Raw genomic sequence first — 15,997 nt, 5'->3', positions numbered from 1 at the left:
CCACCTGGCGCGAGTTCCTGACCACGCAAGCCGAGGGCATCACAGACCCTGCGCTTCCTGCTGCGCGACCGCGATGGCAAGTACGGCGAGGCGTTCGATGCCGACCCCCAACCCGTCCCCACAGGTTGACGAAACCCATAGGGGCACCCCCCCCGGGACCGATAGCCCGCCGCGACCGACGCCTACCTCCGCGTCCTCCAGGTCGGGCTCACGCCCAGCCCCGCCCGTAGACGCCACCGATTTCCGGCCCTCGATCAGAGCCCGGTATGCCTCACCACCGGCGTCGATCGCTGCCCAGCGAACGCAGCTGTCAGGAGAAGCCTCGGCCGGCCAGGTCGATCACCAGATCCCGGACGGCGTGCAGGGCTGGGCTGTCGTCGTTCGCCCGCCAGGCGGCGACGAGTTCGACTGGCTCGCCCTCGACCCCGGTTACCGGGCGCAGCACGACGCCGTCCAGCCCGAGTGTCTCGGCTGCCCGGGGGACTAGCGCGAGCCCCAACCCGGCCCGCACCAGCGCCAGGATCGCGTGCACCTGGCTGAGGTGGTGTACGTACCAGGGCGCGATCCCGGCACCGCGGAAGACGCCGACCAGCACCTCGTAGAAGTAGCGGGCCTCGGCCGGTGAGTACATGACGAACGGCTCGCCGTCGAAGTCGCGCACGTGCGGCACCCGGTCCGGCGCGGCCAGCGGGTGCCCGGCCGGGATCGCGGCCAGCAATGCCTCCCGGTGCAGCGGGCGGTGCTCGAGCCCGGTGCCGGGGACCGGGGGACGGACGAGGCCCAGGTCCAGTTCCCCGGAGCGCAGCTCCTCCATCTGTGTTGCGGACACCCGTTCGCGCAGCACCAGATCGACGCTCGGCAGTCGGGTGTGAATGCGGCCGACGATGGCCTCGAGCACCGAGTGCGCCGACGACGCGGTGAAACCCAGCGCCACTGTCCCAATCTCGCCTGCGGGCACCCGGCGCACCGACAGCGCCGCCTGCTCGGACAGCCCGACAATGCGCCGGGCGTCGCTCAGGAACGCCCGTCCGGCCGCGGTGAGCCGGACGGAGCGACCGACCCGGTCGAACAGCTCGACGTCCAGCTCGCGCTCCAGTAGCTGGATCCGCCGGGACAGAGGGGGCTGAGTCATCGACAGCCGTTCCGCCGCGCGGCCGTAGTGCAGTGTCTCGGCGACCGCGACGAAGCTTTCAAGCTGGCTCAACGTAAACATCGATCCATTATAGGTATCGGTTGATCCCAAAGAAGTGTTGGACGTGCATCGATTTGGTTCCTATGGTTCTCGCAGTCGCTGTCCTGCACCCCCGAGAGGAAACGTTAATGCCCGCCTTTACCCCGACCGAGCTTGCCGAGCGCCTCGGCTCCGGGCTGCTGTCGTTTCCCGTCACCCACTTCTCCCGTGACCTGGCGTTCGACGAGCCCGCCTACCGGGAGAACATCGGCCGCCTGGGCCAGTACGAGATCGCCGGTCTGTTCGCCGCCGGGGGGACGGGGGAGTTCTTCTCCCTGACCCCGCAGGAAGTCGGCGCCGTGGTCCGAGCCGCTGTCGGCAGCGCGCCCAAGGGCACCCCGATCCTCGCCCCGGCCGGACACGGCACCGCGCAAGCGGTCGAGCTGGCCCGCGATGCCGAGGCGGCGGGCGCCGACGGCCTGCTGCTGTTCCCGCCCTACCTCACCGAGGCCTCCCCGGACGGCCTCACCGCTCATGTGCGCGCGGTCTGCGAGTCCACTTCGCTGGGCGTGGTGCTTTACAGCCGTGCGAATGCCGTGTACACAGCCGACACAGTGGCCACGCTTGCTGACACCTGCCCGAATCTGATCGGTTTCAAGGACGGTGTCGGTGATCTGGAGGCGATCACCCGGATCCACTCGCATCTCGGCGACCGCTTGGTCTACATCGGCGGGCTGCCGACGGCGGAGACGTTCGCGCTGCCGTACTTGGAGTTGGGTGTCACGACCTACAGTTCGGCGATCTTCAACTTCCTGCCCGAGTTCGCCCTGACTTTCTACAGCGCGGTGCGAGCAGAGGACCGGACGAAGGTGCGCCGGCTGCTCGACGACGTCGTGCTGCCCTACACCACGATTCGTGACCGTAAGGCTGGCTACGCGGTGAGCATCGTCAAGGCCGGCATGGATCTGGCTGGACATCCGGCCGGTCCGGTGCGGCCGCCGCTGACCGATCTGGACGATCCCGAGCGTGAACTGCTGGCCGATGTCATCGAGGCGTCGCGCACTGCCATCGCCTGACGCCACCGACCCGATGAAGCGCAAGGAGCCACTCGTGTCCGCTCTCCCTCAGACCAGCCCTGCCGGCGTCATGGTCATCGGAGCCGAACCCGTCATCGGCACGGGTGAGGAGATCCGGTCCGTCGATCCCCGTACAGGCGCGGTTCTCGGTCCTGGCTACCGCGCGGCGTCGGTCGACCATGTTGAGCGGGCTTGCGCTCTGGCAAAGCGGGCTTTTCCGGCTTTTCGGGCGACCACTGCCGAGCGGCGTGCCGAGTTCCTCGAGCGCGTCGCCGATCTGCTCGACGAGCGTCGGGATGCGCTGGTCGAGTGCGCCCACACCGAGACCGCGCTGCCTCGTCCGCGACTCACCGGCGAAGTCGGCCGTACCAGCGGTCAGCTGCGCCTGTTCGCCGCGGAGCTGCGGGCCGGCACCTGGCAAGGTGCTCGCATCGATCCGGCACGGCTCGACCGCGAACCGCTCCCACGCGCCGATATCCGGCAGCGCCGGATCGCGCTCGGTCCGGTCGCGGTGTTCGGCGCGAGCAACTTCCCCCTGGCCTTCTCCACCGCCGGGGGCGACACGGCATCGGCGCTGGCCGCCGGGTGCCCGGTGGTTGTCAAGGCGCATCAGGCGCATCTGGGTACCGCGGAGCTGGTGGCGCGGACGATCGCCGAAGCGGCGGCTGACACGGGTATGCCCGAGGGGGTGTTTTCCCAGCTCGTCGGCGGTGGGACCGAGGTAGGCGCCCGACTCGTCAGAGATCCGAGGATTCGTGCCGTGGGTTTCACCGGGTCCCGCGAAGGCGGGCTGGCGATCGCGGCCATGGCGGCGGCTCGGCCGGTGCCGATCCCGGTGTACGCGGAGATGAGCAGCATCAATCCAGTGCTGCTGCTACCCGCGGTGCTCGAATCCCGCGGCGCCGAGCTGGGCGCCGCGTTCGCCGGATCGCTGACGCTCGGCGCCGGGCAGTTCTGCACCAACCCCGGTCTGGTGCTCGCCGTCGAAGGACCGGGCCTCGACGCGTTCACGAGGGCCGCGGCCGACGCCGTCGCCGCTGACGCCGGAGCCACCATGCTCACCACGGGCATCGCCGGCCACTACGCCGCCGCCGGTGACGCCCTCGCGGCCCGGGACGGCGTCGATGAGTTCGCACGCGGCAGCCGGCCCGACAGTGCGGCTTGTGGCCGCGCCCGGCTGCTGACCGTCGACGGTGCTCGGTTCGCCGCCGATCCGGCGCTACAGGCCGAGGTCTTCGGCGCGACATCGCTGCTCGTCCGATGCGCGGACACCGCCGAGCTGACCGCGGCGGTGGAGACGTTGGAAGGTCAGCTCACCGCGACCGTGCACGCCGATGAGGCCGATCATCTACTCGCCGCGAAGTTGCTGCCGCTCTTGGAGGAGCGAGCGGGCCGCATCCTGTTCGACGGCTGGCCCACCGGAGTGGAGGTCGGACACGCGATGGTGCACGGTGGGCCGTTCCCGGCCACGACAGATCCTCGAAGTACTTCCGTCGGAACGCTCGCGATCGAGCGTTTCCTGCGGCCCGTAGCCTATCAGGACGTGCCGACCGCGCTGTTGCCTGCTGAGGTTCGTGACGAAAATCCGCTTGGTGTGTGGCGCCGACTCGACGGTGAACCCAGTCGAGACGCGCTCGCCGTCGACAGCGCCGATTGACCAGTCGGCCGGGTGAGGCGATATCCACCTGGCCAAGGTCCGGCCCCGCCGGCCATGCCCGCGACTGCCCAGTGGCAACCCTTCCAATGTTGTGAGGACGTAATGACACCGCGATGGCTCTCGCCGCCCCCCTCGCCGCGCCGGATACCGGCCGCGTCGCCGCTCCCCGCCACAGGCTCCTGTTGGCGCCCATGCCCCCACCCGGCGGCCGCGGCCCTGCCCGCGCACGACGCGCCCTTCGATGGGGGGGTCCGCCATGGCCTCTCCTGAAGTCAGTGAGGTCGGCTCGGACGGCCTGCGTCAGTCCCCGCCCGGGGCAGCGCTCGGTGGACCGGCGAGATCCAAGCCGAAAATGTTCAGTCGTGACTCGATCGCGGTTGGTGCGAAGGCGGTCGCGGGGATCGTCGGTCTCTTCGTCGTGTGGCAGCTGTTGGTGATCATCTTCAGCCCGCCGGAATACCTGGCCGTCGGGCCGATCTCGGCCTTCGCCGAGCTGATCGAACGGCCCGACTACTTCGCGAGCAACACCTTGGTCACGCTGCAGGAGGCGCTTGCCGGGTTCGCGCTCGGCACCGCGCTCGGGATTCTGTGCGGTGCGGTGCTGCATTACTCGCCGACCGTGCGCAGCTTCCTCTACCCCGCGCTCATCGCGATCGACACCATCCCCAAGGTGGCGCTCGCGCCGCTGTTCATCGTGTGGTTCGGGTTCGGCTTCGAGTCGAAGGCGTTCGTCGCGATGGCCATCGCGTTCTTCCCCCTGGTGATCAACACCTATGACGGCCTGAGCTCAGTACCCCACGAACTGCAAGAACTCGCACGGATCAACAAGGCGTCGCCGTGGAAGAAGATGACGAAGATCGACTTCATCTACGCGATCCCATCGATCTTCTCCGGAGCGAAGATCTCCATCTCGCTCGCTGTGGGCGGGGCGGTCGTCGGTGAGTTCATCGCCGGCTCCAAGGGGCTGGGATATGTCATCCTCCTCGCCAACAGCCAGGTCGACCTCCCATCGATGTTCGCGGCCTTCATCGTGCTCGCCGCCATCGCCCTGGCGTTGTTCTTCATCGTCGACTTCGCGGGACGAAAGCTGGTCCCGTGGAAGAACCACGCAAAGTGACCGCGGGGATCGGAGACTCGAATGCGTAACTCGATCCGCAGGATCGCCGCGATCGTCGGGGCGGTGCTCCTCATGTCCGTGTCGGGCTGCGCGAGCAACGGCGGGAAGAATTCGATGACCCTCATGCTCGACGTGGGGTACCTGCCGAAGCACGCTCTGTTCATCTCGGCTGTCGAGCGGGGCTTCTTCAAGGCGGAAGGTCTCGACCTCACGGTCATGCCGGGGTCCGGATCGACCAACACGGTCACCTCCGTCGTCACCGGCAAGGTCGACGCCGGCTGGGCGGACTTCGGCGCCACGGTCACCGCCCAGGGCCGGGGCGCCAAGGTCAAGCAGGTCAACCTCCTCCAGGCCAGGTCCGCCTACGCGGTCGTCGGGCTCGCGGGCACCGGAATCAAGGGATGGTCCGACCTCCGGGGCAAGACGGTCGCCACCGAGGGCGGTGGTGCGATGGCCGCGATGTGGCCGTTCGCGATGCACAAGCTGGGGCTCAAGGAGGGCGATGTCAACGTCGTCTCCGCCGCGAGCGCATCGAAGATCCCCGGCCTGCTGGCCGGTCAGTGGGACGCCAACCTCGCCCTGTACGTCTCCGACCAGCCGGCCATTGACGCACTCGGCCGGAAGGCATTCGTGCTGAAGTGGTCCGATCTGGGCATCGACCTCTACGGCAACGGGATCGTCGTCTCCGACGAGAAGCTCAAAAACGATCCCGAGCAGGTCCGGCGGTTCAACCGGGCGATGCAGAAGGGCTACCTGTGGGCGTGCCGGCACCCGGCCGACGCCGCGAAGGATTTCCAGAAAGAGGTCTCGGGCTACGAGGCCAAGACCATCACCCTCGCGATCAGCGCGCAGTGCGGACTCAACTGGGGCGCCGGTAAGTCGGCGCACCGGTTCGGCGTCATGGACGACGCAGGCGCCCAGAAAACCATCGACGTCGCCCGCCGGTTCCTCGGCCTGAACCCGGGGAGCAACCTCACGCCCAAGGACGTGTACAGCAACTCCTACCTCGAGCCGCTGCACTCCAACGAGACCATCAAGGCGCCGTGACGGCCGGACGGAGAGTCACATGAACAACGAGTACGCCATCTCGGTCAACAACGTGGGAAAGACCTACCGATCCCGGGACGGCCAAGGCAACACGGTGCTCAAGGGGCTGGACTTCCACGTGAAGCCGGGACAGTTCGTCTCGATCGTCGGACAGTCCGGCAGCGGGAAAACCACGCTGCTCAAGACGATCTCCGGCCTCCAGGAGCCCACCGAGGGCGAAATCCTGGTCAAGGGGCGGCCGATCCGCGACGGGATCGAGGACATCGCGATGGTGTTCCAGAGCCCCGTACTCCTGCCGTGGCGCAACAACATCGACAACGTGCTCCTGCCCCTGGAATTCCGCGGCACCCGCACCGACGACTCCCGCCGCTACGCCCAGGAACTGCTCGAGATGGTGGGGCTGGGCAGCAAGGCCAAGCACTACTCCTACGAGCTCAGCGGCGGGATGCAGCAACGGGTGGCCATCTGCCGCGCGCTGGTCTCCCGCCCCGAACTGCTACTCATGGACGAGCCCTTCGGCGCGCTCGACGCCATGACCCGCGATTCGATGAACTTCGAGATCCAGCGCATCTGGCAGACCACGGGGTGCAGCGTCCTGTTCGTGACCCACAGCATCTCCGAGGCGGTCTGGCTCGGCGACCGGGTGGTCGTCGTCGGCGACCGCCCCGGCCGGATCGTCGCCGACATCGCGATCGACTTCCCGCGGCCGAGGGGCAAGGAGCACCGGTTCTCCCCGGCCTTCTCCGACTACACAACGGAAATCGAATCCCACATCGGAGTCGTGACCGGAATCAGCTGACCGCCGCCGGCCCGGACGCCGACACCGAAATCGACATCATAGGAGCACCGCACCAATGCTGAGCCTCACCGCAGACGCCTCACAGGTCGAAGCAACCTACGGACTCAACGCACGCAAGAGCCTCCTGTTCTCCGCGATCCGCCTCGATTCCTACCCGCTCGTCGCACCGTTGATCGCACAGACCGACAAGGGCCGGTACCTGCTCGTGCGCCAACAGGAGCAGGGCAACGCCCTCTCCGCCGGGGTCCCGAAGGACCAGATCAAGTTCTACGCTCCCTGGGTCACGATCGACCCCCGAGTCGTCGCCGACACTCCCGCCTCGGCGTCCCTGACGAGCCTGGTACAGGAACTCGCCGACGGCGCTCCGGTGAGCCTCGCCGCCGACATCGTCTACAGCCACTACCGCGCGCTGTCCGGCTCCGTCGAACTCGTCGTCGCCGACCAGGACCCCACCCCCGTCACCGCTTACGAGCTCGACATCGAGGAGGTCTTGACGAGGTTCGCGGCGTGGCGCGAGACGGGCGTCCGCACCGCGCGACGGCTCATCGAGAACGTCGAACACCTCTCCGGCCTGGCGGAGGAGTTCACCGCCGGCGAGGACAGCCGGTTCTCGGCGCTGAAAACGCTCGCCGGGGACCGCTCTCTCGACGCGCTGCTCCTCGCCGCGCCCCCCAACTTCACCGAGGCGACCGGGTTCGCGCAGCCGGATGGCGCGGTCGGCCTGTGGCTGGCCGGTTCGGACAAGCTGATCGTGCTGGCGCCCGATGGAACCCCCGGCGTCTCCGGGGCGGCCGTCGGCCAGTTCCCGTCCATCGGCGCCGCCGTCCGGGCTCTGGCCGGCGGCGTACGGACCGGGGTCGAGGACGAGTGGATCAGCGTCGGCCTGGCCCGCGAGCTCGAGCGCGAGGGAGCGGAACTGGTTCCGGTCTCGGCGGACCTCGGCCACTGGCGGGACATCCGCGACCACGAGGACCTCGCCTTCCAGGTCGTCGCCGCCCGGGCGAGCGTGTTCGCCATCGAGGAGGCGCTGGCCTGGGCGGAGGCGGGCCTCGCCGCCGGCCGCTCGTTCACCGAACTCGACATCAACGCGGTGTACCTCAAGAAGATCGTCGAGTTCCGCACGGTGAACGAGATCCCCTTCGGCATCGAGCCGTACTTCACCAACCTCCACTCGTCGAACCGGATGCTCTTCCCCGGCCCGCCGGTCGACTACCCGATCAACGACGAGACGACGTGCATCCAGCTCGACGCCGGAGTGCGCATCGTGTTCGACGGGGTCAACGTCGCCACCTCCGACATGGCCCGCTCGCTGCCCCGCACCGCGGCCGCGAAGGAGGCGTACAGCTTCTTCTTCGACGTGGTGCGTGAGGGCATCATCGGGCAGCTCAAGCCCGGCGTGGTGTGCGAGGACGTACATGAGGGGACCTTGCGCTACCTGGCGCCGCACCTGGACCGGATGGTCCAGATCGGAATGCTCGGGACGGACGTCGACTTCAACACGGAGTACCGCAAGCGCAACGTCGGCCACCTCATGGGTAAGCAGGAGTCATTCGCCAACGAGCTCCGGCCCGGCTACAAGCACGTCCTCGAGGTCGGTTCGTACGGCGCCGCCGAGATCCCCTGGCGCTATGAGAACGCGGCGATCGGCACCGAGGATCTCTGGTACATCGGACGCGACCGTACCTACATCCTGAGCAAGCGATGACGGCTGAACTGCCCAAGAGCCACATCGTTCGCAGGGAGCCGCTCCAGCGTGCTGCACAGAACGCGCGATCGTGTCGCTCGTCCGACTTGTTGAACTGGGATGCAACATGACTGACGTGCAGGAGCGCCTCAAGGCGCTGTCCATCGAGCTTCCGGTGCTCGGTGCGCCCCGCTACGCGTACGAGGCGACCGTTCGATGGGGCGATCTGCTTTACGTGTCCGGCCAAATCTCACGGACCGCCTCAGGCGAGACCCTACAGGGCTGCTTGGGAGACAATGCCACCTTGGCCGACGGAGTGACCGCAGCGAGAACCGCTGCGCTCAACCTCCTGGCGCGCATAAACGACGCGGTCGGCCTCGACAATGTGCAGCAGATACTGAAGCTCAATGCCTGGGCCACGAGTTCAGCCACCTTCGTGGACCAGCCGTCGGTGATCGATGGGGCTTCACAGCTGTTGCTCGACGTCCTGGGCGACGCGGGTCGTCACGCTCGAACCGCCTTGCCGGCCCATGTACTGCCGCAAGGCGCGCTGGTGGAACTCGACGCCACGATCGCCATCCGCAGCTAGGGCGTTTCTGATGGCTCTTGGTGGACTGGGTGGATCTCGTGGTTGGTCGGGCAGGACACCCGTATGGTGCGGCGACACGAGCTCACGGACGCGCAGTGGCAGAAGATCGAACCCCTGCTGCCCGGCAACGGCAAGCCGGGCGGGCAGTGGGCGGATCACCGCAGAGTGATCAACGGGGTGCTTTTCCGGTCCCGGACCGGGGTGCCCTGGCCGGATCTGCCGAAACGGTACGGTCCCTGACAGACCTGAAGCGCCGTGAACGACGCCGAGATCCTTGTCCTTCGGCATGAGGTCGCTGTGCTGCGCCGACAGGTCGAGCGGCCGCGGCTTTCATGGGCTGACCGTGCCGTGCTCTCCGCTCTCGCCAAGCACCTGCCACCCGTCTTACGTCGCCATCGGCTGGTTACCCCGGGCACGCTGCTGATCTGGCACCGCCGTCTCGTGCGCTGGAAGTGGCGCCAGACGGCGGTCAGATCCGGTCGGCCACCGTTACCGGAAGAGACAGTCGCGCTCATCCAGCGCCTGGCGAGAGAGAACCCCACCTGGGGATACGTCAGAATCCAAGACGAACTACGACGGCTTGGCCATCGGGTCGCCGCCGCGACGATCCGGCGCGTTCTGCGCCGCCTGCCGCCCGCACCGCAACGCGCATCCCAGCAGACCTGGCGCTCCTTCCTTCACTCCCAGGCCCACACGCTGCTGGCCTGCGACTTCATGCACGTGAAAACTGTCTTCCTCAAGCGTCTCTACGTGTTCTTCGTCATGGAGATTGCCACCCGGCGCGTCCATGTCCTGGGCGTCACCGCCCACCCGACCGGCGCATGGGTCACCCAAGTTCACCGCCACATTCAACGCCATCTTCGCCGGAAACGGCACAACCGTCATCCCGACTCCGCCACAAAGCCCACGGTCCAACGCGTTCGCCGAACGTTGGATACGCACAGCCCGCGCCGAATGCACCGACCGACTCCTCATCACGGGTGAACGACACCTGCGGACGGTCCTCGACCAGTACGCCGAGCACTACAACGCCGGACGAGCCCACCGCGGCCTGGACCTACGTGCCCCATCGGCCAATCGGCCTGAGCGCCGTATTAACAGTCGCCTCAGGTTCGCTCGGTACGAAGTAGGCATCCAGATAAGCGATGTAACCCGTATGTAGGAGGCTAGTGATGGCAGTCAACACAGCACCGTCCGGCGAAGCGCCGGCCGGTCGGTTGGCAGGCCGGTGGGTGCCGTGGTTGGTGATTGGCTTGTGGTTGGTGCTGGCGGCGGGCATGGTGCCGCTGAGTGGAAAGTTGAGCTCGGTCACCACCGACAGCGCCGTGGACACCCTGCCGGCCAGTGCCGAGTCCACCAAGGTGGCGGTGCTGGAGGACAGTCTCCCCGACGGCGACAACAACACGTTCGTCTTCGTGTACCACCGCGCCGGCGGCATGACCGACGCCGACCGCGCGACGGTCGAGCGCCACTACAACACCCTTGCCAAGCGGTACCCCCCGAAGGCGACGGCGGCGGCCGGCGAGGACGATGAGGGCTCACCGACGAAACGCTCCACCGACGGCAAGGCGATGATGTTCACCCTCGAGGTGAGCACGATCTACGGCGAACCGGAGGCCATCGTCGGCCCGTTGCGTGACGCCGCGAAGGACCGCCCCGCCGGCCTGGAACTCGACGTGACCGGCCCGGGCGCGATCGACGGCGACATGGACGCCGTCTTCGACGGCATCGACGTGCAGGTCCTCCTTACCACCGTCGTCGTCGTCACGCTCCTGCTCATCCTCACCTACCGCAGCCCGGTGTTGTGGTTCATTCCGCTGGTGGCCGTTGGCGCGGCCGCACTGACCGCGATGGCGACCGTCTACCTGCTCGTCAAGGGCTTCGGCATCGTGGTCAACGACCAGAACTCGGCGCTGCTGACGATCCTGGTATTCGGCGTCGGCACGGACTACGCGCTGTTGCTCATCGCTCGATATCGGGAGGCACTGCACCACCATGAGAACGTCCGGGTCGCGATGGTCCACGCGTTACGCGGCGCGGCGCCGGCCATCATCGCGTCCGCGGCCACCGTGGTCGCCGGCCTGCTCTGCCTGCTCGTCGCGGACCTGAACAGCACCAGCGGGTTGGGCCCGATCGGTGCGGCCGGCATCCTGTGCGCGCTGGTGGCCATGCTGACGCTGTTCCCGGCGGTGCTCGTGGTGCTCGGCAGGCGGATCTTCTGGCCGGCCATCCCGCGGTTCAGCACGGCCGTGGAGGAGAAGCCGGGGCTGTGGGGACGGCTCGGCACCGCCATCAGCCGCCGCCGGTGGGTGGCGACACTCGGCTCGCTCGGAGTCCTCGGCGTGCTCGCCATCGGGCTGGCGGGCAACACCGGCGCCCTGCGGGAGCAGGACCAGTTCCTGTCCGCGCCGGAGTCGGTCACCGGCTTCACCGTTCTCCGCCAGCACTTCCCGGAGCTCGGCGGCCAGCCGATGACGATCTTCACTCGGCCGGCGCACCAGGAGCGGGTGCTCGACATCGTCAAGGACACTCGCGGTGTGGCCCTGGCCATCCCGGAGCAGACCAGCCGTGGCTGGGCCAACATCTCCGTGTTCCCGACGGACGCGCCGGACACCGTCGCGGAGTACGACACGATCAAGCGGGTGCGCACCGCCGTGCACGCGGTGAGCGGGGCGGAGGCGATCGTCGGCGGGCCGAGTGCGGAGAACCTCGACACCGAGGTGACCACCAGCCGCGACGAGAAGCTGGTGATCCCGCTGGTGCTCGCCGTCGTCCTGATCGTCCTCGGGCTGCTGCTGCGCGCGATCGTGGCCCCGCTGGTCCTGATGTCCACCGTGATCGTCTCATTCGCCGCAGCCTTCGGCGGCAGCGTCTTCGTCTTCGACACGATCCTCGGGTTCAAGGGCATCGACTATTCGGCGCCGGTGCTGGCATTCCTGTTCCTGGTGGCGCTCGGCGTCGACTACAACATCTTCCTGGCCAGCCGGGCCCGGGAGGAGACCGTGCGTCTCGGCACCAGGGAAGGCATGCTCAAAGCCCTCTCGGCCACCGGTGGCGTCATCACCTCGGCAGGCCTGGTCCTGGCGGCCACGTTCGCGGTCCTCGCCACACTTCCGCTGGTGATGCTGATCGAGGTCGGGTTCCTGGTCGCCTTCGGCGTGCTGCTCGACGCCCTGCTGGTGCGGTCGGTCCTGGTGCCCGCCCTCACGCTGCTGATCGGCCGGCGGATCTGGTGGCCGAGCCGGCTGTCCCGTCCAGCGGCGGAGCTGCCGGACGGTCAACAGTCGCTCGGCGACGACGAGGAGCCCGCGCTGCAACGGTGAGCGCGGCGGCACGGACGAGATCCGGGACGGGGACCCAGGCCCGTCCCGGATTTTTCTCATGGGCCCGACGGCCGCCGCCCTTTGGTCCTGCGCCACGCGCTGGGGCTGGGGTCGGCGCACCGCGGTGTCCTGCCCCGGCGGTGAGCCGCGCGGAGCCATGCCCGAGGGCCGCCGTCCCTTGTCCTGCGCCGCGCCGCCGGGGCGGGTCAGCGCACCGCGGCCGGAAGGTCGACCCGAAGCAGCGCGCCACCGCGTGCGGAGCGGGCGACGGTGGCCCGGCCGCCGTGGGCGTCGACGACCCGCTGCACGATCGACAGCCCCAGACCGGATCCCGGCAACGCCCGGGCGCTGTCGGCACGGTAGAACCGGTCGAACACCCGCGGTACGTCGGCGGCGTCGATGCCCGGCCCGGCGTCGTCGACCTCGAGCACCGCCGACGCGCCCTCGGCACGGAGCCGGACCTGGACCGGCTGGTCCGCGGGGGACCACTTGCCGGCGTTGTCGATGAGGTTGAGCACCGCCCGCTGGAGCGCAGCGGGACGCCCGCTCACCCACACGGAGGTCACGTCGAGCGCGACCTCGATGTCGGGCACGTGAGAACGCGCCCGGGTCGCGGCGGCCACCACCACGTCGACGAGGTCGAGCAGCTCGGTGCTCTCGTCGCTGACGTCACCGCGCGCCAGGTCGGTCAGCTCGGCGGCAAGGGTGCTCAACTCGGCCACCTGGGCGCCGAGATCGTTGAGCAGCCGGGTCCGGCTCTCCGCCGGCAGTGCGCTGTCCAGGGTGCCGCGCCGATCGAGCCGGATCAGCAGCTCGACGTTGAGGCGCAGGCTGGTGAGCGGGGTCTTGAGCTCGTGGGCGGCGTCCTCGGCGAGCAGCCGCTGGGCCCGCCGGGAGTCCCGGAGCGCGGCGAGCATGTCGTTGATCGACTGGATCAGCCGCCGGATCTCCCCACCGCCCTCATCCGGGATGTCGGCGTCGAGATCCCGGGTGTGCGCGACACGTACCGCTGCGGCGGTCAGCCGGTCGATCGGTGCCAGCCCGGTCCGCGCCACGGTCCGCCCGACAAGGGCGCCGCCGACCACGCAGAGCAGCCCGATCAGCAGCATGCCCAACCCGAACCGGTTGATCGGGCTGTCGTCCGCGACGCGGGCCACCTGGACCGCGCCGTCGCCCGCCCGCAGAGTGTAGATGCGGTAGCCGTCGTCGTCGCCGTCCTTCGACTCCATCAGGTCGGCCGACGCGCCCTGCGCCACGCGCCCGGCGTGCTCGCTGACCGGGGGCAGCGCGGGTTGGCCGGCCGGCGTCCGGGTCGAGCCGTCGGGCAGGATGACCCGCACCAGCCGACCGGATCCGGGATACGGCGGTAGCTGGACCTGCGCCAGACCGGCGCGCTCCGCGTTCGTCGCCAGGACGCGGGAGTCGGCGCGCAGCTGATTCTCGGCGGTGTCCTGCAGCTCCCAGTCCAGCAGCTCGCTGGCCACCTGGAAGGCCACGAACACGCTGACCGCGATGGCCGTCGCCGCGATCACCGTCAGCCTGGTCCGCAGGGACCGCCGGCGCCACCATCGGGTCAGCCGGCGCGGTTCCCGGCCGACGGGCCTGCTCACGGAGGAGTCTCCCGCAACGTGTATCCCAGGCCGCGCAGCGTGTAGATCAATCGCGGCTCACCCTCGGCCTCCATCTTGCGACGCAGGTAGCTCACGTATACCTGGAGGTTGTTGGCGGTGGAGCTCATGCCGAAGCCCCAGATCGCCTCGAACAGCGCGTCGCGGGTCAAGACCCGGGTCGCGTTGCACACGAGGACCTCCAGGAGGGAGAACTCGGTCCGGGTCAGGTGCAGCGGCCGCCCGCCCCGCCACGCCTCGAACCTGTCGGGATCGAGCCGGACGTCGGCGAACGACAGGATCTGCGACTCCCCGTCGGTCGGCGTGCGCCGGCGCAGCAGGGCCCGCACCCGGGCCAGCAACTCCTCGGTGGCGAACGGCTTGGGCAGGTAGTCGTCGGCGCCCGCGTCCAGCCCCGTGACCCGGTCGGAGACCTGGTCACGGGCGGTCAGCATCAGCACCGGCAGATCCCGACCCGCGGCCCGTAACCGCCGGCAGGTCTCCAACCCGCCGAGGCGGGGCATCATCACGTCGAGGAGCAGCAGATCCAGCGTGTCACCGCCGGCCCCACCGACCCCGTCGAGCACGGCGAGACCGTTGGCGACGGTGCTGGTGTCGTAACCCTCGACCTGGAGCACCCGCTCCAGCGACTCACGGATGGCCACGTCATCATCCGCGATCATGATCCGCACGCCGGCCCGCCCTCTTCCAGTCGATGCTTTTGCCGCTCATTGTCCCCGATCAACCTGAGACCAGGATTAGAGCGTTGCTGGGGACCTGAAGGGTGTCAATATTCCGATCAGGCTGCTGAGCTGGGCGTTTCCTGGGGATGGTGAGACGGTCGGGGTGGCGTGGTGTGGTACTCGTTGAGCAGTCCGCCGAGTACCTGCTGGCGCCTACTCGTCCGGAGTTGTAGTGCTCGGTGTACCTGGTGAGGACCGTACTCAGGTGTCATTCGCCGGTGATGAGGAATCTGTCGGTGCATTCGGCGCGGGCTGTGCGTATCCATCGTTCGGCGAACGCGTTGGACCGTGGGCTTTGCGGCGGAGTCGGGATGACGGCAGTGCCATTGCCGGCGAAGACGGCGTCGAATGCGGCGGTGAACTTGCTGTCCCGGTCCCGGATGAGGAACCGGAAGCGCCCAGCTTTGTCTTCGAAGTCCATGAGCAGGTTGCGGGCGAGTTGGGTGACCCATGCGCCGGTGGGGTGGGCGGTGACGCCCAGGGCGTGGACGCGCCGGGTGGCGATCTCCATGACGAAGAAGACGTAGAGACGTTTGCGGAAGACGGTCTCGGGTTCTCGCTCGCCAGGCGCTGGATGAGCGCAACTGTCCCTTCCGGCAATGGTGGACGACCCGATCTGACCGCCGTCTGGCGCCACTTCCAGCGCACCAAACGCCGGTGCCAGGTCAGCAGCGTGCCCGGGGTGACCAGCCGATGGCGACGCAAGACGGCGACGCCTGGCACGCCGAACACAACCAGCACGCCCGCAACACCATCCGGAACTTCCTGCTGTGGTGTTCGGCCAGCAAGCTCACCCGGCCTTTCCGGCTTCCTCCAGTGCACATCAGCCGGGCCGCACCGATGCCGCAGACCGAGCGCCTGGAGCTGATACGCCTCTGGGGGCCACTGGCGGTCACCACCAGGCTGGACCCCTCGGAGAACTGGTGACAGTTGAATACGCGAACCCACCAGTATCACACCCGATCTACCCGAGGGCCGGGTGGAAGCAGATCTGGTCGAGCAATCCCCAAGAGCGCCTGGACAAAGAGATCCGTCGCCGCACCGACGTCGTGGGCATCTTCCCCGACCGCGCTGCGCTCACCCGCCTGGTCACCGCTGTACTGGCCGAGCAGACCGGCGAATGGACCGGGCAGCGCCGCTACATCGGCCCGGCCATCCTCGCTGAATGCCACGCCGCCTGCACC

Annotated in this window: 15 protein-coding genes and 2 pseudogenes; 13 read left to right on the top strand and 4 right to left on the bottom strand. The window is 68.5% G+C overall.

Translation table 11 applies throughout. From position 1 onward, the window contains the following. Positions 1-310 precede the first annotated feature (310 nt). Positions 311-1,213 carry a LysR family transcriptional regulator gene (locus JK364_RS45230; protein ID WP_201857274.1) on the bottom strand — a complete coding sequence of 301 codons (903 nt, stop codon included), beginning with the start codon at positions 1,211-1,213 and terminating at the stop codon, positions 311-313. A 107-nt stretch (positions 1,214-1,320) separates the two neighbouring features. Here JK364_RS45230 and kdgD point away from each other — a divergent pair, with 107 nt between their 5' ends. From kdgD to JK364_RS45180, 11 genes and pseudogenes are all read left to right on the top strand, one after another. Next, on the top strand, positions 1,321-2,247 hold the full coding sequence (gene kdgD, locus JK364_RS45225; protein WP_201857273.1) for a 5-dehydro-4-deoxyglucarate dehydratase: 927 nt from the start codon (positions 1,321-1,323) through the stop codon (positions 2,245-2,247). A gap of 13 nt (positions 2,248-2,260) precedes the next feature. Next, complete coding sequence (locus tag JK364_RS45220; RefSeq protein WP_230993489.1) at positions 2,261-3,904, top strand: aldehyde dehydrogenase (NADP(+)); 1,644 nt, start codon at positions 2,261-2,263, stop codon at positions 3,902-3,904. Positions 3,905-4,160: 256 nt separating this feature from the next. Next, positions 4,161-5,021, top strand: a complete 861-nt coding sequence (locus JK364_RS45215; RefSeq protein ID WP_230993488.1) for an ABC transporter permease — start codon at positions 4,161-4,163, stop codon at positions 5,019-5,021. A gap of 21 nt (positions 5,022-5,042) precedes the next feature. Then, the gene (locus tag JK364_RS45210) at positions 5,043-6,068 is read left to right on the top strand and encodes an ABC transporter substrate-binding protein (protein WP_230993487.1); all 1,026 of its coding nucleotides are present in this window, start codon (positions 5,043-5,045) and stop codon (positions 6,066-6,068) included. A gap of 19 nt (positions 6,069-6,087) precedes the next feature. Continuing rightward, positions 6,088-6,867, top strand: coding sequence for an ABC transporter ATP-binding protein (locus JK364_RS45205; RefSeq protein WP_201857272.1), 780 nt, complete (start codon positions 6,088-6,090; stop codon positions 6,865-6,867). A gap of 55 nt (positions 6,868-6,922) precedes the next feature. Further along, positions 6,923-8,572, top strand: coding sequence for a M24 family metallopeptidase (locus tag JK364_RS45200; RefSeq protein ID WP_201857271.1), 1,650 nt, complete (start codon positions 6,923-6,925; stop codon positions 8,570-8,572). A 106-nt stretch (positions 8,573-8,678) separates the two neighbouring features. Further along, positions 8,679-9,140, top strand: a complete 462-nt coding sequence (locus JK364_RS45195) for a RidA family protein (protein WP_201857270.1) — start codon at positions 8,679-8,681, stop codon at positions 9,138-9,140. Between the two features lie 63 nt (positions 9,141-9,203). Beyond that, a pseudogene (locus JK364_RS45190) lies at positions 9,204-9,377 on the top strand (transposase); the annotation flags it as partial. An 18-nt stretch (positions 9,378-9,395) separates the two neighbouring features. Continuing rightward, positions 9,396-10,124, top strand: a complete 729-nt coding sequence (locus JK364_RS57780) for a helix-turn-helix domain-containing protein (protein ID WP_307841593.1) — start codon at positions 9,396-9,398, stop codon at positions 10,122-10,124. Beyond that, positions 10,024-10,302 (top strand): integrase core domain-containing protein, encoded by a 279-nt coding sequence (locus JK364_RS45185; RefSeq protein WP_307841597.1) that lies wholly within the window; start codon positions 10,024-10,026, stop codon positions 10,300-10,302. The genes JK364_RS57780 and JK364_RS45185 overlap by 101 nt, the downstream gene beginning before the upstream one ends. A 10-nt stretch (positions 10,303-10,312) precedes the next feature. Continuing rightward, positions 10,313-12,463, top strand: coding sequence for an MMPL family transporter (locus tag JK364_RS45180; protein ID WP_201857268.1), 2,151 nt, complete (start codon positions 10,313-10,315; stop codon positions 12,461-12,463). Between the two features lie 206 nt (positions 12,464-12,669). Here JK364_RS45180 and JK364_RS45175 read toward each other — a convergent pair whose 3' ends face one another. The 3 genes from JK364_RS45175 to JK364_RS56115 all read right to left on the bottom strand — a co-directional run bounded on the left by JK364_RS45175 (position 12,670) and on the right by JK364_RS56115 (position 15,324). Next, entirely contained in the window at positions 12,670-14,073 is a 1,404-nt protein-coding gene (locus JK364_RS45175; RefSeq protein WP_201857267.1) for a HAMP domain-containing sensor histidine kinase, read from the bottom strand. After that, positions 14,070-14,762 carry a response regulator transcription factor gene (locus tag JK364_RS45170; RefSeq protein ID WP_307841592.1) on the bottom strand — a complete coding sequence of 231 codons (693 nt, stop codon included), beginning with the start codon at positions 14,760-14,762 and terminating at the stop codon, positions 14,070-14,072. Before JK364_RS45170 ends, JK364_RS45175 begins: the two co-directional genes overlap by 4 nt. 259 nt (positions 14,763-15,021) lie before the next feature. Beyond that, complete coding sequence (locus JK364_RS56115) at positions 15,022-15,324, bottom strand: hypothetical protein (protein ID WP_230993485.1); 303 nt, start codon at positions 15,322-15,324, stop codon at positions 15,022-15,024. A 182-nt stretch (positions 15,325-15,506) separates the two neighbouring features. On the opposite strand from JK364_RS56115, the gene JK364_RS45160 reads away from it, so the two are divergent. Further along, on the top strand, positions 15,507-15,740 hold the full coding sequence (locus JK364_RS45160) for a hypothetical protein (protein ID WP_201857265.1): 234 nt from the start codon (positions 15,507-15,509) through the stop codon (positions 15,738-15,740). Positions 15,741-15,790: 50 nt separating this feature from the next. Then, positions 15,791-15,982: pseudogene (locus tag JK364_RS45155) on the top strand (transposase); the annotation flags it as partial. Positions 15,983-15,997 lie beyond the last annotated feature (15 nt).

The organism is Streptomyces endocoffeicus (assembly GCF_016741935.1).
Taxonomy (GTDB): Bacteria; Actinomycetota; Actinomycetes; order Streptomycetales; family Streptomycetaceae; genus Streptomyces; species Streptomyces endocoffeicus.
Note: the sequence above shows the minus strand (reverse complement) of the source record. Positions and strands in the feature narration are given on the sequence as shown.